This is a genomic window from Syntrophomonas sp. UBA1041, assembly GCF_002316705.1.
Taxonomy (GTDB): Bacteria; Bacillota; Syntrophomonadia; order Syntrophomonadales; family Syntrophomonadaceae; genus DTU019.
Window position 1 is genome coordinate 52,064 of sequence record NZ_DCEA01000120.1, and the last position, 22,723, is coordinate 74,786.

The window sequence follows — 22,723 nt, forward strand, 5'->3', positions numbered from 1 at the left end:
GTCTTCCTCCATATCAAAAATATACATCATAAACGTCTGGCTGCATAAAAAAAGGCCTCAATAGGCCGCAATTTTCCCATTTATTATTTTAAACTTTACCACAGCTGGCGCCTGTGCTGCCAGATTTCTTGTATATAGGCCTCTAGCCGGGCTGCCCCGATTTTGAGACGAGCCTGTCCATTCTGCAACAAGGCCGTATTGCAGGGGTATTTACGGCCCAATGCTTCAATATATACTCCTTCGTCTTCCAGGTGCACGGCGATGACATAGCCCGGATTACTCTGGGTCAGATCATTGATACCCTGATTACTGATATTCAATCCCGCCGCAACCAGCATCATTAAGATGCTCATAGCCAGCAGACACAAAATTGACCTCATCACTGCAAGGATCCTTCCTGCCGCATAACTTCGGCCAGCACATCGGAAAATAGCGTAGCCGCGTACTGGGCCTCAGCCAGGGTGTTATAGTCATAACCAAATTCCAATAACAACGCGTTTTTATGATATTCTTGATTATAGGTTCCGGCTTTGGTGCGCACATCCTTGATTAAACCCGGGTACTTAGCCTCGCTGACTTTATAAAGGGCTTGAGCGAAGGCCAGATTATCTTTCCAATTGGGATGGGGCTTGCGTTCGTTGGTACCCACTATGATAAGAATGGGCGCGCATTTTTTGCCATTGATCATGACAGTCTCGGCCTTGGTAGCTCCAGCGATGCTGTCCCGATGAATGTCAAACATAGCCGCAACCGATTTATTCTGGGCCAAAAAGCTCTTTATAGTATTCCGCGAATTGCTATAGCTTATAAGATAGTCGGAATCATGAATAGTATTGATGAATTCGCTGTTTAATCCTTCCTTACGCATCTCCGTATTGAGACGCCGGGCGACTTCGTTTATAAGGCCTCGTTTTCCATCCACCCTGGCCTTACCTTCATCGGGAATGTAAGATTCGGCGCTATGGGTGCAATATAACAGGATCTTGCCTCCGGAAAGCTTAACAGCTGTTTCAGCTGTATCTGGAGCGGATTCGGAGACGATCTCCTGGTTGGATGCTTCTTCTTCCAATTCTATAACAGTCTCATCCCCGCCTCTCGGGCTGGTATAAGCCAGGGCCTGGATGCTGGCGGTCAACAGGGACTGCGGGAATACCTCGTCCAGGTATTCGGGATCAAGAAACAGCAGGTTGGCTTCTCCAGGCAGGAAACTGCTGTCCTGGAACATCTTTAATGCCATGTCTTCCCCGATATCGATCCGGCTGAAAGGATCCAGGTACTCCACCGGCATAGGTTTCATGGTTGGCAGACTGATCCGCTGGAAGCTACCCGTAACTCCTATAAGAACAATGACCGCAAACAATTGCACCAAAAACACACTCTTCATTAGCGACATAATACCACGGCGTCTCATTATACCACCTCCCATTCATATTAAATTTATTTTGGGGAATTGGAGAATAGAACTGAATCTATACAATATTAACAATGGCACTTAAAAATAACTGCCAAATCATTGCATTTTATAAATCATAATGCTATAGTATTCCTGTTAGATTTGACCCAAGAGGAGGTGAAGAGGTGGCAAAAAGCAAAACTCCAGCCAAGAGAGCAAGACGGGCTGAAGCGAATCGTCTGAGAAACAAAGCCTATAGAAGCAGACTGAAAACTGCCGTAAAGAAATATGAAGAAGCATTACAGGGCGGCGACGCACAGACAACTCAGCAGAGCCTGATCGCGGCAACCTCCCTTATCGATAAAAACGTATCCAAGGGGATTCTGCATAAGAACACAGCAGCCAGAAGGAAATCAGCTCTAGCAAGACGGTTTAACGCCATGGCTGAATAAGTTGAAAACCTGTCTAAAGGGCAGGTTTTTTTATTTTCTGCATGACCGGCGCAGATCAAGACCGGGTTTAAACACCTCGTAATCAATGGGTCTGCCCGGTGCAAACCGCTATGATCAAGGCTTCCATCACAATCTTGCCATCCCGGCCGCTCTGTTTGAGATTTGTATCAGCCTCCAGGAATAACTCAAAGCAGCGCTTTAGATCCTCCCAGCTGTATCTGGCCGCAGAGGAGGCCATTTTCCTGACCGCAAAATCCCTGGCGCCGGTTTTTTTCGCGATTTCCGCCTGGCTCAGGCCCTGCTGGCTGTAATCCTTTACTTTTCCCAAGAGCACATACTGCCTGAGGATCATATACAGGAAGAAGGTGGGGTGTCCACCCTGGCGCAGCAGCTTATAATAGGCCATGAGGGCGTCCCGGGTGCGCCTGTTCAACAGGGCATCGGTCAGCTTGAAAACGCTGATCTCCGGTTGTTGATCAAGTTCTGCCGCTGCATCTTGCTCGGTGATGGTGGCCGGGCCGTTTTGCAGGCTCAATTTCCGCATTAACTGCTCCAGATAATACATGTCCTGCCCGCTGTTGGCCAACAACCTTACCGCCTGCGGGGCTATAGGCTGATTTAGCCCCGCCGCCAGATCTCGAAGCCAGGCCTCCATTCCCTTGGCATCAGGTCTCACGCAGGCGGTTTTTTTCAGAACTTTGGCCAGCTTTTTCATTAAAGGGTGTGCCGATACATCCTCATCACTGGTGAAAATCACCACCTGGCCCGGTATGGGCTCACTGAGGAAAGCTGCCAGACCATCGACCAACTGTTCCACTTTGGCTGCCTTGCGGCGGGGTTTGCCCAACCAGGAGGGCCTGCGGATCACCACCACCCGTTCCAGGGCGAAAAGCGGGCTGAAATCCAGCTGTTCCAGCAATTGCTCCGGGGTTAATTCGTCGGCGTCGATAAACACCACTTCAGGCTCGGCACCGCAGTTGCGGCCTAGCCCGGCCCTGACCCGCTCGATTTCTTTATCGATCAAATAGCGCTCCTGCCCGTAAATGAGCATAAGCTTGCTTTCCGTCATAGGCAGCCTTCTTTCCTTAAATCCCCTGCCGGGGCCATCAAGCTACAAAACTATGATACCATAAGCGTATAGTCAGCAGTAATGTGATAATTTACAGGTATTCGACATAACATTATGGTGAGACGAGCAATTCTTCAAAGAGGTCCCCAGGCCGAATCATGGACTTCTTCAGCGTAACGTGGGAGGAATATTTATGCCGCATTATGATGTCATAATAATAGGAGCCGGTCCGGCCGGCATCTTTACTGCCCTGGAACTTAGCCGCCGTTCCGGCTTAAAAGTTTTATTACTGGAAAAGGGCAAAAAGGTGCAGCAGCGCCATTGCCTGATTGGAGCCGGATTTGAAAGCTGCCAGAGCTGCGCGGTATGTTCGATCATGAGCGGCTGGGGAGGCGCGGGGGCCTTTTCAGACGGCAAATTGACTTTGACCAGCGATTTTGGCGGCTGGTTGGCGGATTACATCGGCAGAACCCGTTTAGAAGCCTTAATTACATATGTAGATGACCTGTATGTCAAACATGGCGCCCCGCCCAGGGTTTTTGGCCAGGATGATGCCAGAAGCCGCGAGATCGCCATGAATGTCGCCGCGGCAGGGTTGAAGCTGGTGCCGGCCCGGATCCGTCATATGGGAACCGAGAACACCAAAACAGTATTGCAGGCCATGTATCAATACCTGGAACCACGGGTGGATATCCGCACCGGACTGGCGGTGGAAAAGATTCTGACCGAACAGGGACGGGTAATTGGAATCGCCACATCGGAGGAGACATTTTACTCGCGATTCGTTGTGGTCGCGCCGGGCCGCGAAGGCGCCCACTGGTTTTTCCAAGAGGCTCAAAACCTGAATATCACCATGCTCAACAATCAGGTGGATATCGGGGTACGGGTGGAAGTCCCGGCGGTGGTCATGAAGGAAGTAACCGCCGCGGTATGGGAGCCTAAAATGCTGTTTAACACCAAAACCTTTGACGATATGGTAAGAACCTTTTGTGTCAACCCCAACGGCTACGTGGTTATGGAAAACACCAACGGCATCATCACCGTTAACGGCCACTCCTACGCCAACAGCCAAAGCAGCAATACCAACTTCGCCCTTTTGATGAGCCAGGAATTTACCGAACCTTTCAATAAGCCCATCCTTTACGGGCGCTGTATCGCCAGCCTGGCCAATATGCTCAGCGGCAGTATCATCGTGCAGCGCTATGGCGATCTTAAAAGAGGCCGCCGCTCGACTCCGGAGCGTTTGGCCCGGAGCCTGGTAACTCCGACCCTGAAAGGGGCAGTTCCCGGAGATCTTTCCCTGGTTCTGCCCCACCGTTATCTGATAGGTATTATGGAATGCCTGGAGGCTCTGGATAAAGCCTTTCCCGGAGCAGCCTCCGATCATACCCTCCTATATGGAGTGGAAGCCAAATTCTACTCCGCCCGCCCCCAACTGGACAAGCAGCTGCGGACCCCCATCGAGGGGCTGTGGGCAATCGGCGACGGCGCCGGGGTAACCCGGGGACTGATTCAGGCCAGTGTTTCCGGGGTGGTTGCGGCTCAAGCCATAATGGAGCAATGTGGCTAACCTCCGCTTTGCGGGAGCGTCCCCAATTGTCAACCAGAAGCTGCCCCACCTGTGGGTCCGCTGTCCGGGCGGCTTGACACCCCTTATAATCCGGACTAGCATGGAAATGTAATGCCCAGCTGAAGGGGGATATATATGAAACTGACCAAGATTTCGGGAAACACTTACTTAATCCCGGGCCCTACCAATGCCGGGGTATTTGTGTTCAAAGACAAATACGCCCTGCTTGTAGACAGCGGGGACGGCAATCAGGATGCCCGCTCTTATGCGGATATCTTGAAGCAATCCGATCTGAACCTCAAGTATATCGTCAATACCCACGGGCATCACGACCACTGGGGGGGCAACAACTATCTTCAGGAGCATCACCCCGGCTGCATTTTCTACGCCTCAGAGCAAAGCGCCCTGTTTATCGAAAATGGCTTTCTATTCCCGCTGTACATTTATGGCGGCAATCCGCCCGCAACCCTGGTGAGAGGAGGGGGAGGCAGCAAGTCCGGCCATATCGATCATCGCCTCAACCCGGGACCCATCCGGATCAATGACGAAAAGTTCGAAATTGTCCCCTTACCCGGCCATGCATTGGGTCAGATAGGAATCGCTACCCGGGAGCGGGTCTGTTTCCTGGGGGATGCGTTATTCAGCCAGGAAATCCTGGACAAGTACCGTTTCCCGTTCTTATTGGATGTGGCCGCACAGTACCGCACCATGAACTCCATCCTGGAACTGCCTTACGATCTATTTGTCCTGGGGCACGCGGAAACGGTCTATACCGCCCAACAGATTCCGGGTTTGGTCGAATTTAACCGCTCCCGGCTCGATCACTGCATGGAACTGCTCCTGGATTTGCTGCAGCAGCCCAAAACCAGGGAGGAATTACTGGAAGAAATTATCATACTCGAAGATTTGCAACCGGATTTTCATGAATACTGCCTTTTACACTCCACCCTGGGAGGCATGATCAGCCATTTGATGCTTAACAGCGGATTAGACCTGCAGCTGGAGAATGGCAAGGCCTACTATTACCAGAAATAAAATCCCTGCCAGCGCAGCCAGGCCCACAGCCGTTTAGCCCAGGCTCCGCTGCGAATCAGAAAGAAGATAGGGGTTTGTCGGCCCGGCTGTAATTCTTTCCACAGCGCTCCCCAGAAGACCAGAAATATCCCGGTTGAAAGCAGTTCCGAGAGAGTGAAAGCCAGCCATACGCCGTTCAGGCCCAGATAATGCGGCAGCCATATCAACCCGGGCAGGAAAAACAAGACCTGGCGGGCTAATGAGAGCCACATCGCAGCCATCCCTTTGCCAATTGCCTGCAGTACCGTACTGAGGATGATAATCGGCCCCACCACGGGAAGGACCAGGGTTCCCAGGCGCAGCGATGCAACTGCTATCATAGTCAAACGGGCGTCCTGGGAAAAGAAACCCACAATCCATTGCGGATAAAGCTGCATCGCCAGCCAGCCCAGGCTCATGATAACAACCGCCAGGGTGGAAGCCTTAACCATCACTTCTTTTACCCGTTCAAAACGCCCCGCGCCAAAGGCAAAGGAAGCAATAGGCATTGTCCCTTGCAAAAGCCCCCCTACCGGCATAAATACCAGGGAACGAATGCGCAGGAATATACCCAGTGCGGCTACAGCTTCAAAGCTGAAATGGGCCAGGATACGATTCATGTAGACCATGACCAGAACGCCTACCAATTCCATAACCAGAGCCGGAAATCCCACCTTGTAGATGGCCAGGAAGATGCGCGGCCGCAGCCGGAAATGCCTTATAGACCAGCTTAAATAGGTCCGCTTGCGCATCATCACCGCAATCATCATGGCCATGCTGCCCGCCTGGGCCAACAGCCCCGCCCAGGCCGCACCGTTTAGCCCCATGGCCGGCACCGGGCCTGCCCCGAAGATAAAAACCGGATCCAGAATCACATTGAGGATGATGCCGGCCAGACTTGCTGCTACAGGCAGAACCGTGTCTCCTTCCCCCTGCAGGATATTGCCCAGCACGATCTGCACCATAGCGAACAGCGAACCCGGCAAGGCGATGCTCAAGTAGCCCTTGCTAAGAGCGAGGGTCTCCGGGGTGCAGCCGAAAAGGATCAGCAGCGGCTCCTGATAGCGGTAGCCAAACCATAGAAAAACAATGCTGTAGACCAGGATGATCGCTATGCCGTGCCAGGCGATATTATCGCCATGCTGGTATTCCCCGCACCCCAGCATGCGGCCTATGAGCGAAGTCAGCCCGGTTCCGGTGGCCGCGGCTATGGAAACGATCAACACCTGCAAAGGCAGACACAGGGTTAAAGCCGCCAGGGCAGCGGCCCCCAGCCGGGCGACAAAGTAAGTGTCAGCCAGGCTGAATAAGGCGTATAGAACCATCCCGCCCATGGCCGGGCAGGATAATCTAAGCAGCAAGAAGCCGACTTTATTTTGCAGCAGATCAGCGTTTTGGATTTGCATCGCCCCCTGCCATAAAACTATGAAATCCCGGTTAAGAATAGTATGATGGATTTAACCGGCCTGCATTTTCTGTATAAAGGAGAAAATTAAACCATACCGCAAATCATTATGCAGACAGGAGGCTTTAGCATGGCCTTATTGATAAAAAACGGCCTGGTCGTAACTATGAACCCGCAAAGGGAGGTTCTCTCCGCTGACATATACATCGAGCAGGACCGGATTACAGCTATTGAGCCCGACAGCGGCCTGGCCGCCGAAACCGTCATTGATGCCGCGGGCAAACTGGTTATTCCCGGGCTGGTGCAGACCCACGTGCACTTGTGCCAGGCCCTGTTTCGCGGCATGGCTGATGACATGGAGCTGTTGGATTGGCTTATGAAACGCATCTGGCCACTAGAAGGCAGTCATGATGAGGATTCCCTATATTATTCGGCCCTTTTGGGCTGCGCCGAACTCTTGCGCGGGGGCACCACCGGCATTGTCGATATGGGTACGGTCAACCACACCGAAGCGATTTTCCAGGCAGTTGAAAAGGCAGGGATTCGTTACCTGGGAGGAAAATGCCTCATGGACTGCGGCCAGGAAGTGCCTAAAAACCTTGTGGATGATTCCCGCAGAGCCATCGATGAAAGCATGGCCTTGTACCAGCGCTGGAACGGCCGCCGCGATAACCGCATCCGCTACTGTTTTTGCCCCCGTTTCGCGCTTTCCTGCAGCGACCGGCTGTTAAAGGAAGTAGCCCGGATTGCGGCTGCCGAAAACATACCGGTACATACCCATGCCTCGGAAAACCGCGACGAAGTCCGGCTGGTAGAAGAGCAGCGCGGGCTTCCCAACGTACTGTATCTGGAACGCCTGGGCCTGACCGGCCCCAACCTTATTCTGGCTCATTGCATACACCTCTGGGATATAGAACAGGACTTACTGGCACAGAGTGGGACCCATATTGCCCATTGCCCGGGATCGAACCTGAAGCTGGCTTCAGGCATCGCACCTATCCCCGACCTCCTCAACCGGGGTGCCCGTGTATCCCTGGGAGCCGATGGCGCTCCCTGCAACAACCTGATGAGTATGTTCAGCGAGATGCGCCTGGCCGCCTTAATTCATAAACCTATCCATGGCCCTCTGAGCATGCCTGCTGAAACGGTCTTTGCCATGGCCACCATCTCCGGGGCCGAAGCCATGGGTCTGGCCGACCAGATCGGCAGCCTGGAAGTGGGCAAAAAGGCAGATATGGCCGTTGTTTCCCTCTCCCCGTGGCACCACTATCCTCCACAGGGCGCCGGCGTTTATTCACATCTGGTTTATCAAGCTATGGCGACTGATGTTGACGCAACTATAGTTGACGGGCAATTACTCATGCAAAACGGGCAGTTCCTGACCATCCCCGAAGCCGAGGTAAGGCAGAATACCGCCAAATCCCTGGACCGGGTGCGGCAGCGCTGCGGGCTTTAGTCTGTCAGCTCCCCGGTTTGAAAGTCTGCAGCTGCAATTCTTGCCCATCGCTGCTAAAGGTTATGAGGCCATCCCGGTCAGTTCGCAAAAGCCTGGCGCCGCCCTTCTCAATATCCCGCAGGACTTCCTGATGCGGATGCCCAAAAGCATTATTGCCTACCGACAATACCAGCCATTGTGCAGCCCTGTCCAGGTCGGTGCACCAGGAGTAGCGGCTGCCGTGATGAGGCGCCTTGACGATAAGGCTCTTCTCCCGGTGCTGATGCAGTATCTTCTCCAAATTTTCCTTGCTCTGATCACCGGTAAGTAAGGCGGAAAATTCCCCAAACCGGCAATGCAAGACCAGGGACTGGTCATTTGTCTCCGTCCCCGCCGCTTCTGTCCCGGGCGGATACCATACCGACAGGGTCATCCCGTCCAGGTTCATGGTCTGCCCCTGTTTCAAGGCTAATACCCCGCTCCCTTGTTGGTTGGCCAGATCGAGCAGGTTTTGCGTTAGATGCTCCTGGGTAGAAACAGCCGCCACACCTACATGATCCACCTTGCGGTCCTGCATGACCGCTAACAGTCCCTGCATATGATCCACATCGGGATGGGTATTGATGACCATAAAAAGCCGGTTCACTCCCAGATGATTCAGATAGGGCAGTACTTTGCGTCTCCCCACATCGCTAAACAGACTGCCCCCGCCGTCGATAAGCACAAAGCGGTTGCGGGGGCTTTTGATCAAAATGCTGTCCCCCTGCCCCACATCTATAAAAGTAACCTGGACCTGGCCTTTTTGAAACCACCACGGCGGTACGAGCAGCAATAATACTGCGCTGCTCATTACCAGAACAGGTCTTAAGACTTGTTTCCGGCTTGCTTTAGCCCTTAAACCCAACAACAGCCACAGCAGGCCGGCGAAATAACATCCCACTACCGCCGGCGGCGGGGTGGCCACCAGCCAGTAGGCCAGGGGCATGGTTTTGCATAAGGAATTGATCGATAACAGCAGGTAGGCACAAAACCCGGTAGGTATCAGCAAAAGGGACGACAGGAAAGGAAAGGGCAGAACCAGCAACAAGGCCACAAATCCTAGAATAACGATACCCCCTGCCAAATAGGTGGCCAGAAGGTTGCTTATTAACGAGACCGGGGTAATGAGATGAAAATAATAGGCGATTAACGGCAATACTGCCAGCTGCGCGCAGACCGGCACCAGCAATAAGTCCCAAACCCGGCGCCGGATATTCAAATAGCTTCTTACCGCCGGATATAAAGCCACCAATCCCCAGGTGGCCAGGAAGGAAAGCTGAAAGGAGATGGTAAATAGAGCGCAGGGGTCTAAAGCCAGAATGATTAACGCCGCCAGCCCCAGCCCGTTGCTAGGATTATGGCTCCTGCCCAGATAGGCTGCCAAAAGCGACAAAACAGCCATTATGACTGCGCGCTGCACTGAAATCGGCCAACCGGTAAGGCTGCTGTATAGAAGAATCAAGAAAATGGTGACATAGAGTCCAACCCGGCGCGACAATTGTCCTGCTGCGATGATAAGTGATGCAAATACAATGACAAAACCCACATTGATTCCGGACACGGCAAAAAGATGCACCAGTCCGGTTCTTTGAAAATCCTGATAGAGATCCTCATCCAGGTTGTCAATGATGCCCAAAACCATTGCCAATATAAGCGCGGCCTCGTCGGCTGGCAAAACTGCCCGGGTTTTTTCCACCATGCTGCTGCGCAGCAGGAAAGAGGGCGAAGGCATCTTGGTCTGATCAGGGTATTCCCGCAGGTCTTCGGGCTCCTCAACCTTCAGGAGGTAGTAAACATGGTGGCTGGAAAGATAGGCAGGATAGTTAAATTCCCCCGGGTTGCCGGGTGGTGCGGGCCTTTGCAAAATACCTTCAAGCTCTACCGCTGTGCCGGGTATGAGTTTGGCCTCGAAATTACAAAACACCTGAATACGTTTCAGATAGGGGCTTTGCGCCTTGGTTTTTAGAATAAAACTGCTGCGCTGCTCCTGAACCCGGGGATATCCCGAAACGGTTCCAGAAATCACGGTGTTATCCTGGGGCAGCATATCGGACGCGGCGGGTAATTGATGCCAGCTGACATAAAGCCAACCTAAGGCCGCCAGAAGCAATGCGGCGATTATTTCGACACGCTGCGCTGGAAAGCGCCGGTATATCAGTATTGCCGTAATACCAAGCCCCAGCAGGGCTGCCCACCATGGCACGTACACCAGGGCGATGCCAGCCGCAAAATATGAAGCCTTCAGGATCCAGGAGCGGTTAAACGGGTTATCCATGGCCTACCAGCCCCTGATCATCTCATCAGTACACGGAAATACTGTCTTTGATCGCTTCAAACCGTTTTTCTCCTATTCCTCCAACCTTTCTGATGTCCTCTATTTTCTTAAAGGGACCGTTTGTATTCCTGTAATCCACAATCTGCTGGGCCAGACCCGGACCGATGCCCTCCAGCCCGGCATCCAACTCTGCAGTTGTGGCCCGGTTGATATTGATTTTATTTTTACCGGCCGGCAGCGCCGGGCCGGCCTCACCCTGTACAGCCTCGCCAGCCTGCATTTCAGGAACCAGTATGCTTTCACCATCGATCAGTTCCCGGGCCATACCCAGGTAGCGCAGGTCGGCATTGGGCAGCGGCCCGGCCAGGGACAGGGCCTGGTGTACCCGGTCTCCCTCCAGCAAACGGTACACTCCTGCCGACGCCACCGCTCCCCCTACATATACCTGTATCTCCTGATTGGTTTCTGCGTCGCTTATTTCAAATCCCTGAAGGTTAGCCTGCCGTATGTCCGGCAGGGGCGGCGGCGCCTGACGTCGTTGCAGGACATAATGGCCCAACAGCAGCAGGAGAGCGAAGATCACAATCCCTGCGAGCAGATGACGCCGGCTAATATTCACACCCCCACCCCCTCTTTATAATTTTACATTAGTTTACATTATTATCCAATATTGTATTTGGTTTGCATTCGCCATCCGCCTTATTAAGATCGGCTCCATTATGAGGTTAACGGCCGTTATTCCACGAAATGGCCGCATAATAATCCTGATCTTTCTTGACCTTGCAACTTTTTCGTATAAAGTCTGTATGTCGGGGCATAGATACAGTATCAACAAAAAAGGAGGGATTTTTGCTTATGGCCAATGGACAAACCATTCGGTGCGCGGTTGAGAGCTGCAAATTCTATGGTGCAGGAGGTTATTGCCGCTTAGAGGCTATTGAAGTCGCTCCACAGCAGAATATCTACAGCGGCGTGGCAGATGAGGAAACTCTTTGTTCCAACTATGAACCCATCCTGGAATTATAATTCAACAGACCGTGTCGTGAGGGATACTCCCTGGCGGCACGGTTTCTATTATCTGTAATCCTTTTAGGATATTTGCCTTTTCTGAAAACACCTAATGCCATCCGCCTGCCAGATGGCCTGCTTACCCGCCTGATAAGAATGCTGGTGAGTTTTGCGGGCCCACGCACCAATCCTGGACCTGACCCTGCAATTGGAAGGACTGTGCAGCCAGCGGCCTTAGGGCCTTTGCTATGGGAAATTTGCACACTTCACAGTTGCATTAGATTAATTTATATAGTACAATAACTTTCGTGGATTAAAAGCGGCTATTTATAGCTAAATGCTAGGAACCGGAGCAGTAAGCTGGCAACCTTCAGAGAGCCGCCACAAGGGTGGAAGGCGGCAACGTCTGGTTGAACTCGCCGGGGAGCTGCACAGGCGGAAAGCCTGTGACGCAACCTACGTTACAGGTTAAAGTGGACAGATGTGGGGCTATGGCGCAGTTGGGAGCGCGCTTGAATGGCATTCAAGAGGTCGGGGGTTCGAATCCCCCTAGCTCCACCATAATTATATCTGTCAACAAGGGTGGTACCGCGGGAAACCAGCTCTCGTCCCTCAAGGGATGAGGGCTTTTTTAGTCTATAAAACCCACCAGGAGGTTGAGCGATGGAAAAGTATGATTTTAAGGTAATTGAGGCCAAGTGGCAGCAGTACTGGGAAGAGCACGGTTTTTACAAAGTCAGTGAAGACCCCTCTCGCCCTAAGTACTACGATTTGGAGATGTTCCCCTATCCTTCCGGCAACCTGCATATGGGACATGTTCGCAACTATGCCATCGGCGATGTGGTAGCCCGTTTTAAATCAATGAACGGCTTCAACGTGCTTCATCCCATGGGATGGGATGCTTTCGGCCTGCCTGCCGAGAACGCGGCCATTAAAAACGGCATCCATCCTGCCATCTGGACCTATGCCAATATCGATAACATGAAACGCCAGCTAAAAACCATGGGCATCAGCTACGACTGGGATCGGGAAGTAGCCACCTGCAAACCGGATTACTATAAATTCACCCAATGGATGTTCTTGAAACTCTACCAGCACGGTCTGGCCTACAAAAAGAAATCGGCGGTCAACTGGTGTCCTTCCTGCCAGACCGTTTTAGCTAATGAGCAGGTGGTCGACGGCAGCTGTGAACGCTGTGAAACGGTGGTGGAGAAGAAACAACTGGAACAGTGGTTTTTCAAAATCACCGATTATGCCCAGCGCCTTTTGGATGATCTGGAGCTGCTCCCGGGGTGGCCCGATAAGGTTAAAATCATGCAGCGCAACTGGATCGGACGCAGCGAGGGATGTCAGTTCGATATGAAGATCGCAGGCAGCGATGAGGTTATCTCGGTTTTCACCACCCGGCCGGATACTGTTTTCGGGGTTACTTACATGGTAATGGCGCCCGAGCATCCGCTGATCGATAAACTGGCGCAAAATACCGCCCAGGCTGAGGCGGTGAATGAGTTTATAGCCAACATGAAACATCTCAGCGATATCGCCCGCACTTCAACAGAGATTGAAAAAGAAGGGGTATTCACCGGCAGTTATGCCGTCAATCCTATGAGTGGTGAAGAAGTTCCGATTTGGATAGCCAACTATGTTTTGATGGATTACGGTACCGGAGCCATCATGGCGGTTCCCGCCCACGACCAGCGCGACTTTGAGTTCGCCCGCAAGTATGATCTTCCTGTCCGGGTGGTTATTCAAGGCGAAGACACCCCGGTTGATGGCGCCGATCTGAGCGAAGCCTATGTTGGCGAAGGCCGGATGATCAATTCGGGCGCTTTTAACGGGCTGACGGTCGAGGCCGGAAAAGCCGCGGTGACATCCTATATGGAAGAGAACCGGATCGGCGATGGAACCGTCAACTACCGCCTGCGGGACTGGCTTATCTCCCGGCAGCGCTATTGGGGCGCGCCGATTCCCATAATCTACTGTCAGGACTGCGGGATGGCGCCGGTGCCGGAAGAAGACCTCCCGGTGCTTTTGCCTGAAGATGTGGAATTTAAACCGTCCGGGGAGTCCCCACTGAACTATGTGAATTCCTTTTTTGAGACCACCTGTCCCAACTGCGGTAAAGAGGCCCGCCGGGAAACGGATACCATGGATACTTTCGTGTGTTCCTCCTGGTATTTCGACCGCTTCTGCAGCCCTAATGAAAGTGAGCAGCCTTTCGACAAAGCCGCCACCGACTATTGGATGCCGGTGGACCAGTACATAGGCGGGGTAGAGCACGCCATTCTGCATCTTATGTACGCCCGTTTCTTCACCAAGTTCCTCTATGACATCAAATGGCTGTCATGTCGGGAGCCGTTCACCAACCTGCTCACCCAGGGCATGGTCTTAAAAGACGGAACCAAGATGTCCAAGTCCAAAGGCAATGTGGTCAGCCCGGAGGATATAATCAACACTTACGGCGCTGATACCGCCCGTTTGTTCATCCTCTTCGCTTCTCCGCCGGAGCGCGACCTGGAATGGAGCGACGCCGGAGTGGAGGGGGCTTATCGTTTCCTGAACCGGGTATGGCGTCTGGTTATGGACTATGCGGAGCTGATGCAAAGCCAGGACAGCCATAGTGCTGAATTAGACGAATCGGCCCGCCAGCTGCGCTTTAAAACCCATGCCACCATTAAGAAAGTAACCGAGGATATAGAAGGAAGATTTAATTTCAATACCGCGATAAGCGCCATCATGGAGTTGTCGAACCTGCTGGGCTCTTACCGTGAAAATCCCCGACCGCAGGCGGGTGTGGTCAAAGCAGCGGTGGAATCCCTGTTGCTGCTGTTAAGCCCGTTCTCACCGCATATTTGCGAAGAATTGTGGCGGATAATCGGTCATAAAGACAGCATCTGCCTCATGGCCTGGCCAAAATATGATGAAGAGGCCCTGGTTCAGAACGAGGTGGAAATGGTGATTCAGATCAACGGCAAGGTCAGGGACCGCATCATGGTGGCGGTAGGAAGTGATGAAGAGGCGCTGCGCCGGCAGTGTATGCAGAGTTCCCGGGTTTTGGAGCAGCTCGAAGGCAAAACCGTTCGCAAATTCATTGTAGTACCGGGGAAGCTGGTCAATATCGTTGCCAAATAATATTTTAAGACAGCTAGAGGCCGCCCTTCTGGCCGGCCTCTATTTCCTTTATATGGTGCTATCGTCGGGAGAGATTATGATTCTACCCGCTCCAGGCTAACCTCCCGCGCGTCGCCCCACAGGTTTTCCAGGTCGTAATACTCCCGTTCCTCCTGGCGGAAGACATGGAATAGTATAGAACCATAATCCAAAACCACCCATATCCCTTCTTTGTGGCCTTCGCGGCGCAAGGGCTTTATCCCCGCTTGATCAAGTCTGTCTTCTACGTGTTCAGCGATGCTTTTTACCTGCAGGATATTCCGCCCTGCCGCAATCACGAAGTAATCAGCGATAACAGTGAGGTGGTTTACATCCAGAACCACTACATCCAAAGCCTTCTCTTCCCAGCAGGCTTCAGCAATCTGTTGCACCATTTGTTCCATTGTCAGCAATCACAATCCTCCTTGTTATTGTCAAAACTCATGCCAAATCCATCATATTTCCAAACAAGCGCAAATATTGATTTCTTACCTCGACGGTACGGGGATGCAAGAGGCGCCCCCGCTCAATGCAATTCTTAACGGTAGTTTCCAATCCCAGCAACATGCCGTAATCCAGGTTGCGCAAGGCCAGGCAGCGCAACCTCTCCATGCCGGGATAGTCTCGCCCCGGTTCAATCATGTCTGCCAGGTAAATGATCTTGTCCAGGCCATTCATATCCAAACAACCCAGGGTGTGAGCACTCACCGCATGCAGCAATTCTTGATCATCGATATCAAGTTCATCGGCCAGGAGGCAGGCCCCCACCGGGCCGTGCAGGAGATCGGGGACCTCCCGATCAATAGGGGCCAATTCGATACCGTAGTCCTCAGCCAGTTCGATCAATTCCTGACCGGAGATGCCCTTGGCATAGTCATGCAACAAACCGGTCAAATAAGCCTGCTCTTCGTCAAATCCGTACTGGACTGCCATCTCCCTGGCTGTGTTGGCGACAAGTACTGAATGTTTGAAACGGCTCCGGGACAATTTGAAGCGAATGATCTCTAATGCTTCCTTGGGGCCGATCACGATGTCATTCCCCCTCGATAGAGGTTGTTTTGCAAAATGTATTTTTCAACCGCATTGGGCAAGAGATATTTGATCGTCTTTCCCCCGGCTACCCGCCTGCGGATATCGGTGGAGGAAATATCCATGCCGGGTATCTCCACCTGCTTCATCTGCTGCCACCAATCATCCGGCAAAGCAGCCAAAACCGGGTGGCTGCGTTCAATAGTATAATTGGGCCGGGTAACCACCACAAAATAGCATAATTCTATTAATTGACGGTAATCTTTCCAGGTGTCGATGGTCAATAAGGCATCATTGCCCATCATGAAATAGATTGTGCTATCGGGATTTATGCTCCGCAGCCTGCGGATGGTGTCAATGGTATAAGAAATGCCGCGCTGAGGCCCTTCCAGGGCCGAAAGCTTAAAAGCCGGGTTATCTTCCAGGGCCAACTGCAGCATTTTGCAGCGGTGCTCCCAATCGGTCACCGTTTCGTTAGCTTTGTGCGGCGGCCTGCCGGTGGGGATAAAAATGACTTTATCGATGCCCAATTCAACCCGGGCATGCTCTGCTGCAATCAAGTGCCCGTAATGCACGGGATCAAATGTCCCGCCTATGACCGCCAGCTTTTTGCTTACATACAAGCTGCATCTCTCCCTGTCAGGGCTGGCTGCACTCAATATCCCTATCCTTGAGGCTTACACCCAACAATCTAAGGTAAATGATACCTGTCATGCTTAAAAAATGCAAACTGCTTCAGAGGTCCGGTTTATGCTGTACCGGTCCCTTGAGCCGGTCTACTCCGCGGCCTTTACTCCGCTCTCCTTCAGGGCCGCAAAAACCCCGGCCAATCCGGCCAGATCTCCGGGTATGATCAGTTTGGTAGCCTGGCCTTCAGCCATGCTCTTCAAGGTCTCCAATGATTTCAGGGACAGCACCTTTTGATCGGGGGCGGATTCGCGCAGCATCACCAGACTATCGGCAAAGGCCCTTTGCACGCTGAGTATGGCCTGGGCCTCACCTTCAGCATTGAGGATTTTGGCCTGGCGGTGTCCTTCGGCCTCCCTGATAGCCGCTTCCCGTACTGCCTCAGCCTTTAAGATGGCGGCTTGCTTCAGACCTTCCGCTTCCAGGATGGCTGCAGTTTTCTGGCCTTCGGCGCGCAGGATGGCTTCGCGCTTCTCACGCTCGGCGCGCATCTGTTTTTCCATAGCGGTCTGAATGTCCTGGGGGGGCAGTATATTCCTCAATTCCACCCGGTTCACCTTGATCCCCCACTTGTCGGTGGCTTCATCCAGAATAGCCCTGAGCTTGGTATTGACAATATCCCGTGAGGTCAAGGTCTGGTCCAGCTCCAGGTCACCCACGATATTTCTCAGGGTGGTGGCAGTCAGATTCTCAATAGCCATGATTGGATTGGCGATTTCGTAGACATAACTGAAAGGATCGGTAACCTGATAATAGATTACGGTATCGATCATCATGGTGACATTATCCTTGGTGATGACCGGCTGAGGCGGAAAATCCACCACCTGTTCGCGCAGATCCACCTTGGCGCGAAAACTGTCAATCAGGGGTATGATCACGTTAATGCCCTGCTCGGCCTTCTTATGAAATTTCCCTAAACGCTCCACGATGCCAACCGACGACTGGCGGATAATGCGGATAGAGGAAAATAGCATCCCCACCACGAACACTACCACAATAAAATTAACAAATACGCCTAGCAAAAAATACACTCCTTTCAACTCTTAGAAACCGGGGCAATTATTCTTGCGGGGCTTTCTCCACTATCAGCTTTACCCCTTGTATGCCAATTACCCGAATTCGTATATCAACATCAATGTCTTCCTCGGCGGTCGCTGTCCAAATCTCGCCGTTTACCTTGGCCTGCCCGTAATGTATGGGGGAAATCTCCTGGGTGACTATGCCATGCTGACCTATGAGGGCGTTCACATTACTGGGAGTGTCCTTGGTTTCCAGAAATTTTAAGGCCAAAGGCCTGGTAAAAACAATAAAAGCCATAGTAATCACTGCAAAGACTAATAACTGCGCCTGCAGAGAAGCCAGCAATCCCGTTTTTACGCCCAGGGAAGTCAATAATGCCGCCAGGGCCAACCATAGAAACCATAATCCCGCAGAAGCCAGTTCAATGATGCCGCAGACCAGAGCGACCAAAACCCATTGAAGAACAGACATACTTTACCTCCTTTCGAGTCGCCTGTTTTGTATATCATAACATAACGACTCCAAAGCTGTGAAACTGACCGGGGTTCGACGGCACTAGATACGAAGGTATGGATGGTATGGGAAGCGGCGGTTTGTAATTTACTATAAAAAGCAAACATGCCCATCCGAAAACAATAAAGCCTTTTCCCTTAAGGGCAAAAAACCTATAATGAAAATACTAATCAGAATGGGGTCAGTCAGCAATGAAGGCAGTTCAAGAAATCCGTTTAAGATTTCTTAATCACGGCTTACGCAGTTATATTGAAGTGGATCTGTGCCGGGAGTGCCCGCGCCAGGATGATAAAGGCTGCTGCGGCCACTACTCCCCGGTATTCTACAGCACCGATCTGGCCTATCTGGCCCTGCACCGGCCGGATTTGGTGGATTTAATCTTCAGCCAGCCCCACCTTACCATATTAGACGCTTCGGTCACGGTCAACAATGCAATCGATGGAGACAGCTATCGCTGCCGCTTTCATCAGCTTGAGGGCGGTTGCGTCCTCGAACAGGAGAACCGGGAATCGGTCTGCCGGCATTTTGTATGCCCCGGCATCGGGTGGCAGCAGGAAGAAGACCTGCGGCCGTGGCGGCAGTTTTTTGAGCTGTTGGAAGACTACGAAATAAGCCTCAATCAACGTATTGCCGAGCGGCTGCAATCTCAAGGCTTTACGCTTCGCGACCCTGACACCCGCCTGGAGTATTTTGAAGTGTTAAAGAAGATTTATTTAGAAGAAACCCAGACCCTGCCCGAACCGATATTGGCTCAGGCTGCAGAAGAAGAGAGATGCTTGATCAGAACCTTAAGCTATGGGGAAGATTGGGAGTTGTTTTACAAGCTTCGTTAAGCAGTGAGAGCAGGTATTTTGGGAGTCATGGGAGTCATGGGAGTCATGGGAGTCTGTGGGAGTCAGGAGTCATGGGGAAGGAGTCATGGGGACGGTTCTTTTGACTCAACCAATTCGCGTCCGTTCCACCACATTCCTGTTCACGCCCAGCAACTCTGCAATAGCCCGCACTGATAGTTTGGTGTTGGTCCTGAGATCCAAGATGACTCCTCTCCGGTCTTCAGCTAGGGCCTCCGCCAATGTCCTTCCAGACCATTTTTCTTTTAGATACTTTTCCAGGTAGATTCTTCCATCATTGACACTGCGGATTTCATATTCATCGTTGTAATCAAGATATTCACCGCAATCCGTTTCATTTGAAAAACGCTCAAAGTTCTTAACCGCGATTTTCAGGTTGTCCGAAAACAGTCGCAATATGAAGTGGGTATCCACCAGCTTATCGTCTTCAAAGTCAACATAATTTTTATAACTGCTCCATGGATACTGCTGTGGTTTATCAACAATTCCGGCTTTAACAGGATTATTGTGGATATACCGCGTTACTGCCAGGAGATATGGCTCATCTTCAACAGCTTCACTTTTATAACGATCCTGAAATACATGACCAACTCTGCTGTATCGGGCGTTAAAGAAATAGGCATAACGAACCGCTATGCCCTTCATTATCGACGACAAATCTTTTTCCCTGGTGTTTAGCAAAATATGAACATGGTTATCCATTAAACAGTAGGCATATAAAGAGAAATCCATTTGTTCCAGCTTGATGGCAACACTCTCGAGAAAACATTGTTTGTCTCGGCGATTGGAAAAAATGTTCTTACGTTCATTTCCCCTGAGCATAATATGATAAATACCGGTGGTACTCATGATTCTTTGCTGTCTGCTCATTCAGCCATCTCCCTTATATTTCCATAATACTAGAATAAGCCAAATGAGTCATCATCTGTGATATAAATGGCCGCGGATCTAGAGACCTTGACCCGGTATGAATCCACTAAAATCTAACCAGCTTTCATGACCTCAAAATACATGGGATGCTGGTTCGTCCGCTATCTTTAATTTATTGGCTACGGTTGAGTCAAAAGAACCGTCCCTGCGACTCCCTGCGACTCTTCCTGCGACTCTTATATCTTTAACGTAGCAACTTTAAGTTGCAATACGGTATTACAAGAATTCTTAATAGTTGGTCTCCACCGGAAAGGGCACATCCGAGTTGGTAATGTGTTTTAAGATCAACACCGCGTCGGTGATGTTGATGACGCTGTCACCGTTGACAAGCACTTCCGGCGCCGTCCTTACACTGGCTTTGATTCGGCTATTCCCTGATCTGGCCGTCACCATAGACAATAAACTTGATGGTGGTCAGTTCGGTGAGGCCCATGGGACCGCGGGCATGGAGCTTCTGGGTGCTTATGCCCATTTCAGCGCCGAAGCCGAATACATTGCCGTCGGTGAAGCGGGTGGAGGCATTGGCGTAAACCGCTGCGGCGTCTACAGCAGACATGAAGCGGCGCACATGACCGTAGTTTTCACTGACAATGGCCTCACTGTGCCCGGTGCCATAGGTGTTGATGTGGCTGATAGCCTCTTCCACATCGTCCACCAGCTTGACCGCCAGGATTAAATCCAGGTATTCCTCACTCCAATCCGCTTCTGTGGCCGCTTTAAGACCATACACTATATCGCGGGCACGTTCACAGGCACGGATCTCCACCCCGGCTTTCTGTAATTTGGGCAAGATTAGAGGCAAAAATACCGGGGCTATTTTACTGTGTACCAAAAGGGTTTCAGCGGCGTTGCACACCGAAGGGCGCTGCACCTTGGCGTTGAATACGATAGGGAGGGCTTTTTCAATATCAGCATACTCATCCACATAGACATGGCAGTTGCCCATGCCGGTCATGATCACCGGCACGCTGGCGTTTTCTGTTACCGCCTGCTTGAGGCCTTTGCCGCCTCTGGGAATGAGCACATCGATGGTGTCGTGCATTTTCATCATAAAGACCGCCGCCTCACGGTCATCGCTGTCAACCAGTTCGATAGCACCCTCGGGTATACCCTGACTATAGGCAGCCTCCGATATCACCCTGGCAATCTCGCGGTTGGAATTGAGGGCTTCTTCTCCTCCCCGCAGGAGGATGGCGTTGCCCGATTTCAGGCATAAACCGGCAGCGTCTGCGGTCACATTGGGCCGGGATTCATATATGATGCCGATCACGCCGATAGGGGTGCGCACCCGGCCCACCTCCAGGCCGTTGGGGCGCCGGGTCATGCCCAGCACTTCACCAACCGGATCAGGAAGGGCCGCGATCTCGCGCAAGCCCTGAGCCATATCGGCCACCCTTTTTTCATCCAGGGAGAGCCTTTCCAGCAAGGCCGAGGTTAGGCCTATATTGCGGCCGTTTTGCAGGTCGGCGGCATTGGCGGCAATGATCTCCTCTTTATTGGCTTCAAGGGCATCGGCCATGGCATAGAGGGCCCGGTTCTTTACAGTTGTGGAAGCGGTGGCCAGAAGCCGGGAGGCCTTTTTGGCCCGCTTTCCTTGTTCCAGCAAAATGTTCCTCAGGTTCTCATCCATTAAATTGTCACTCCTTGATCCCACTTTTCACAAATCTACCGCACCACCCACAGGTTGTTGCGATGGATGACCTCATCATAGTCTTTTTCCCCCAGGATCTGTTCAATTTCACTGCTTTTCCTGCCGGCGATGAGGCGGATCTCCCCGGCATTGTAATGGGCTATGCCCCGGGCGATCTCCTGGCCGCCCGAACTCTTCACTCCCACCACCGCCCCGCGGTCAAATTCTCCTGAAACAGCGCTGATTCCAGAGGCCAGAAGGCTCCGGCCTTTTCTGGTCAAAGCTGCGGCAGCCCCCTCATCGACCTCTATATATCCCTGCACCAGGCTGCCAAATGCCAGCCATTTTTCCCGGGCATGCATTTTGCCCTCCCGGGGGACGAACAGGGTTCCTACTTCCTCACCGGCAACGATTCTGCGAATGACATTATCCTCCGCACTGTTGGCAATGATCATGGTTATTCCCGAAGCCATACATATTCTAGCCGCCTTCAGTTTGGTGAACATCCCCCCGCTGGCAAAGCTGCTGCCGCGGTTGTGGGAACTGGCTTCCATCTCCGGGGTGATCTCGGTCACCCTTCTCAAGAGGCGGGCATTGTCAGATGCGCGGGGATCCGCATTATACAGCCCGTTTACATCGGAGAGAATAATCAGCATATCGGCATCCACCAGCCCGGCCACCAGAGCCGAGAGGGTGTCATTGTCTCCGAATTTGATCTCTTCTACCGCAACCGTGTCATTCTCATTGATGATCGGTATTACTTCCATTTTAAGCAGGGATAAAAGTGCATTGGTGGCGTTTAAGTAGCGGATGCGCTCATCAAAATCGCCCCGGGTCAGCAAAACCTGGGCAACGGTTTGATGGTATTCCGAAAAGAGTTTCTCGTAAAGCTGCATCAGGGCGCCCTGACCTATGGCCGCCAGAGCCTGTTTTTCCGGTATGGTGGTGGGGATCCGCTTCAAGCCCATGCGGTTTGCCCCCACCCTTATGGCGCCGGAGCTGACCAGGATGACCTCCAGATCGCGATTATGCAAATCGGCCATCTCCCGAACCAGCTGTTCGATGCGGCACAGGTTGAGTTTGCCATTAGCATGAGTCAAAGTGCTGGTCCCCACCTTGACAACCACCCTCTGTGCGGTTTCCAGCTTCTTGCGTCTATTCACTCCCAAACACTTCCTATGGTTTATATTGACAGCCGCCTGATCCAGGCTGCC

Annotated in this window: 21 protein-coding genes and 1 tRNA gene; 8 read left to right on the top strand and 14 right to left on the bottom strand. The window is 52.1% G+C overall.

The annotated features are described in order from the left end of the window. Positions 1-95: 95 nt before the first annotated feature. Together B2633_RS17570 and spoIIP are read right to left on the bottom strand one after the other, a co-directional pair. Positions 96-383 carry a hypothetical protein gene (locus tag B2633_RS17570; RefSeq protein WP_483171946.1) on the bottom strand — a complete coding sequence of 96 codons (288 nt, stop codon included), beginning with the start codon at positions 381-383 and terminating at the stop codon, positions 96-98. After that, positions 380-1,411, bottom strand: coding sequence for a stage II sporulation protein P (gene spoIIP / locus B2633_RS17575; protein ID WP_483171947.1), 1,032 nt, complete (start codon positions 1,409-1,411; stop codon positions 380-382). The genes B2633_RS17570 and spoIIP overlap by 4 nt, the downstream gene beginning before the upstream one ends. 167 nt (positions 1,412-1,578) lie before the next feature. Between spoIIP and rpsT the strand changes: the two genes are divergently transcribed. Further along, positions 1,579-1,845, top strand: a complete 267-nt coding sequence (gene rpsT / locus B2633_RS17580) for a 30S ribosomal protein S20 (RefSeq protein WP_483171948.1) — start codon at positions 1,579-1,581, stop codon at positions 1,843-1,845. An 82-nt stretch (positions 1,846-1,927) separates the two neighbouring features. Here the strand turns inward: rpsT and holA are convergent, their stop codons facing one another. Then, positions 1,928-2,914, bottom strand: coding sequence for a DNA polymerase III subunit delta (gene holA, locus B2633_RS17585; RefSeq protein ID WP_483171949.1), 987 nt, complete (start codon positions 2,912-2,914; stop codon positions 1,928-1,930). Between the two features lie 193 nt (positions 2,915-3,107). Here holA and B2633_RS17590 point away from each other — a divergent pair, with 193 nt between their 5' ends. Both B2633_RS17590 and B2633_RS17595 read left to right on the top strand, forming a co-directional pair. Then, positions 3,108-4,484 (top strand): NAD(P)/FAD-dependent oxidoreductase, encoded by a 1,377-nt coding sequence (locus B2633_RS17590; RefSeq protein WP_483171950.1) that lies wholly within the window; start codon positions 3,108-3,110, stop codon positions 4,482-4,484. Between the two features lie 135 nt (positions 4,485-4,619). Then, positions 4,620-5,519, top strand: a complete 900-nt coding sequence (locus tag B2633_RS17595) for an MBL fold metallo-hydrolase (RefSeq protein WP_483171951.1) — start codon at positions 4,620-4,622, stop codon at positions 5,517-5,519. On the opposite strand, the gene B2633_RS17600 is transcribed toward B2633_RS17595, so the two are convergent. Continuing rightward, entirely contained in the window at positions 5,507-6,943 is a 1,437-nt protein-coding gene (locus B2633_RS17600; RefSeq protein WP_481037909.1) for an MATE family efflux transporter, read from the bottom strand. The two genes, B2633_RS17595 and B2633_RS17600, sit on opposite strands and share 13 nt — an antisense overlap. 129 nt (positions 6,944-7,072) lie before the next feature. Between B2633_RS17600 and B2633_RS17605 the strand changes: the two genes are divergently transcribed. Beyond that, positions 7,073-8,398, top strand: a complete 1,326-nt coding sequence (locus tag B2633_RS17605) for a 5'-deoxyadenosine deaminase (protein ID WP_483171952.1) — start codon at positions 7,073-7,075, stop codon at positions 8,396-8,398. Positions 8,399-8,402: 4 nt separating this feature from the next. Here B2633_RS17605 and B2633_RS17610 read toward each other — a convergent pair whose 3' ends face one another. Next, complete coding sequence (locus B2633_RS17610) at positions 8,403-10,691, bottom strand: DNA internalization-related competence protein ComEC/Rec2 (RefSeq protein WP_483171953.1); 2,289 nt, start codon at positions 10,689-10,691, stop codon at positions 8,403-8,405. A 25-nt stretch (positions 10,692-10,716) separates the two neighbouring features. Then, positions 10,717-11,310 carry a helix-hairpin-helix domain-containing protein gene (locus tag B2633_RS17615; RefSeq protein ID WP_483171954.1) on the bottom strand — a complete coding sequence of 198 codons (594 nt, stop codon included), beginning with the start codon at positions 11,308-11,310 and terminating at the stop codon, positions 10,717-10,719. A gap of 236 nt (positions 11,311-11,546) precedes the next feature. Between B2633_RS17615 and B2633_RS17620 the strand changes: the two genes are divergently transcribed. The 3 genes from B2633_RS17620 to leuS all read left to right on the top strand — a co-directional run bounded on the left by B2633_RS17620 (position 11,547) and on the right by leuS (position 14,831). Beyond that, entirely contained in the window at positions 11,547-11,717 is a 171-nt protein-coding gene (locus B2633_RS17620; RefSeq protein ID WP_481037905.1) for a DUF1540 domain-containing protein, read from the top strand. Between the two features lie 467 nt (positions 11,718-12,184). Then, positions 12,185-12,260: transfer RNA gene (locus tag B2633_RS17625), tRNA-Ala, on the top strand. A 102-nt stretch (positions 12,261-12,362) separates the two neighbouring features. After that, complete coding sequence (leuS, locus tag B2633_RS17630) at positions 12,363-14,831, top strand: leucine--tRNA ligase (RefSeq protein WP_483171955.1); 2,469 nt, start codon at positions 12,363-12,365, stop codon at positions 14,829-14,831. Positions 14,832-14,905: 74 nt separating this feature from the next. On the opposite strand, the gene rsfS is transcribed toward leuS, so the two are convergent. The 5 genes from rsfS to B2633_RS17655 all read right to left on the bottom strand — a co-directional run bounded on the left by rsfS (position 14,906) and on the right by B2633_RS17655 (position 18,056). Continuing rightward, complete coding sequence (gene rsfS / locus B2633_RS17635) at positions 14,906-15,253, bottom strand: ribosome silencing factor (RefSeq protein WP_481043115.1); 348 nt, start codon at positions 15,251-15,253, stop codon at positions 14,906-14,908. 37 nt (positions 15,254-15,290) lie between these two features. Beyond that, positions 15,291-15,878 (bottom strand): bis(5'-nucleosyl)-tetraphosphatase (symmetrical) YqeK, encoded by a 588-nt coding sequence (yqeK, locus tag B2633_RS17640; RefSeq protein WP_483171956.1) that lies wholly within the window; start codon positions 15,876-15,878, stop codon positions 15,291-15,293. Next, positions 15,875-16,501 (bottom strand): nicotinate-nucleotide adenylyltransferase, encoded by a 627-nt coding sequence (nadD, locus tag B2633_RS17645; protein WP_483171957.1) that lies wholly within the window; start codon positions 16,499-16,501, stop codon positions 15,875-15,877. The genes yqeK and nadD overlap by 4 nt, the downstream gene beginning before the upstream one ends. A gap of 153 nt (positions 16,502-16,654) precedes the next feature. Next, positions 16,655-17,539 carry an SPFH domain-containing protein gene (locus tag B2633_RS17650; protein ID WP_483171980.1) on the bottom strand — a complete coding sequence of 295 codons (885 nt, stop codon included), beginning with the start codon at positions 17,537-17,539 and terminating at the stop codon, positions 16,655-16,657. An 85-nt stretch (positions 17,540-17,624) separates the two neighbouring features. Next, on the bottom strand, positions 17,625-18,056 hold the full coding sequence (locus B2633_RS17655) for an NfeD family protein (RefSeq protein ID WP_481037901.1): 432 nt from the start codon (positions 18,054-18,056) through the stop codon (positions 17,625-17,627). A 233-nt stretch (positions 18,057-18,289) separates the two neighbouring features. On the opposite strand from B2633_RS17655, the gene B2633_RS17660 reads away from it, so the two are divergent. After that, a complete protein-coding gene (locus tag B2633_RS17660; protein ID WP_483171958.1) occupies positions 18,290-18,931 on the top strand; it encodes a hypothetical protein in 642 nt (213 codons plus the stop codon). Positions 18,932-19,036: 105 nt separating this feature from the next. Here B2633_RS17660 and B2633_RS17665 read toward each other — a convergent pair whose 3' ends face one another. The 3 genes from B2633_RS17665 to proB all read right to left on the bottom strand — a co-directional run bounded on the left by B2633_RS17665 (position 19,037) and on the right by proB (position 22,672). After that, positions 19,037-19,819: an REP-associated tyrosine transposase gene (locus tag B2633_RS17665; RefSeq protein ID WP_483171959.1), complete on the bottom strand. Its 783-nt coding sequence runs from the start codon at positions 19,817-19,819 to the stop codon at positions 19,037-19,039. 427 nt (positions 19,820-20,246) lie between these two features. Then, positions 20,247-21,509 carry a glutamate-5-semialdehyde dehydrogenase gene (locus tag B2633_RS17670; protein ID WP_483171960.1) on the bottom strand — a complete coding sequence of 421 codons (1,263 nt, stop codon included), beginning with the start codon at positions 21,507-21,509 and terminating at the stop codon, positions 20,247-20,249. 35 nt (positions 21,510-21,544) lie between these two features. Next, entirely contained in the window at positions 21,545-22,672 is a 1,128-nt protein-coding gene (gene proB / locus B2633_RS17675) for a glutamate 5-kinase (RefSeq protein WP_483171961.1), read from the bottom strand. Positions 22,673-22,723 lie beyond the last annotated feature (51 nt).

What these genes read in the sequence shown, in the direction of transcription:
- spoIIP (WP_483171947.1), bottom strand. Translation starts at nt 1,411, where the DNA reads ATGAGACGCCGTGGTATTATGTCGCTAATGAAGAGTGTGTTTTTGGTG.
- holA (WP_483171949.1), bottom strand. Translation starts at nt 2,914, where the DNA reads ATGACGGAAAGCAAGCTTATGCTCATTTACGGGCAGGAGCGCTATTTG.
- B2633_RS17590 (WP_483171950.1), top strand. Translation starts at nt 3,108, where the DNA reads ATGCCGCATTATGATGTCATAATAATAGGAGCCGGTCCGGCCGGCATC.
- B2633_RS17595 (WP_483171951.1), top strand. Translation starts at nt 4,620, where the DNA reads ATGAAACTGACCAAGATTTCGGGAAACACTTACTTAATCCCGGGCCCT.
- B2633_RS17600 (WP_481037909.1), bottom strand. Translation starts at nt 6,943, where the DNA reads ATGCAAATCCAAAACGCTGATCTGCTGCAAAATAAAGTCGGCTTCTTG.
- B2633_RS17605 (WP_483171952.1), top strand. Translation starts at nt 7,073, where the DNA reads ATGGCCTTATTGATAAAAAACGGCCTGGTCGTAACTATGAACCCGCAA.
- B2633_RS17610 (WP_483171953.1), bottom strand. Translation starts at nt 10,691, where the DNA reads ATGGATAACCCGTTTAACCGCTCCTGGATCCTGAAGGCTTCATATTTT.
- B2633_RS17620 (WP_481037905.1), top strand. Translation starts at nt 11,547, where the DNA reads ATGGCCAATGGACAAACCATTCGGTGCGCGGTTGAGAGCTGCAAATTC.
- leuS (WP_483171955.1), top strand. Translation starts at nt 12,363, where the DNA reads ATGGAAAAGTATGATTTTAAGGTAATTGAGGCCAAGTGGCAGCAGTAC.
- rsfS (WP_481043115.1), bottom strand. Translation starts at nt 15,253, where the DNA reads ATGGAACAAATGGTGCAACAGATTGCTGAAGCCTGCTGGGAAGAGAAG.
- B2633_RS17650 (WP_483171980.1), bottom strand. Translation starts at nt 17,539, where the DNA reads ATGCTATTTTCCTCTATCCGCATTATCCGCCAGTCGTCGGTTGGCATC.
- B2633_RS17655 (WP_481037901.1), bottom strand. Translation starts at nt 18,056, where the DNA reads ATGTCTGTTCTTCAATGGGTTTTGGTCGCTCTGGTCTGCGGCATCATT.
- B2633_RS17660 (WP_483171958.1), top strand. Translation starts at nt 18,290, where the DNA reads ATGAAGGCAGTTCAAGAAATCCGTTTAAGATTTCTTAATCACGGCTTA.
- B2633_RS17665 (WP_483171959.1), bottom strand. Translation starts at nt 19,819, where the DNA reads ATGAGCAGACAGCAAAGAATCATGAGTACCACCGGTATTTATCATATT.
- B2633_RS17670 (WP_483171960.1), bottom strand. Translation starts at nt 21,509, where the DNA reads ATGGATGAGAACCTGAGGAACATTTTGCTGGAACAAGGAAAGCGGGCC.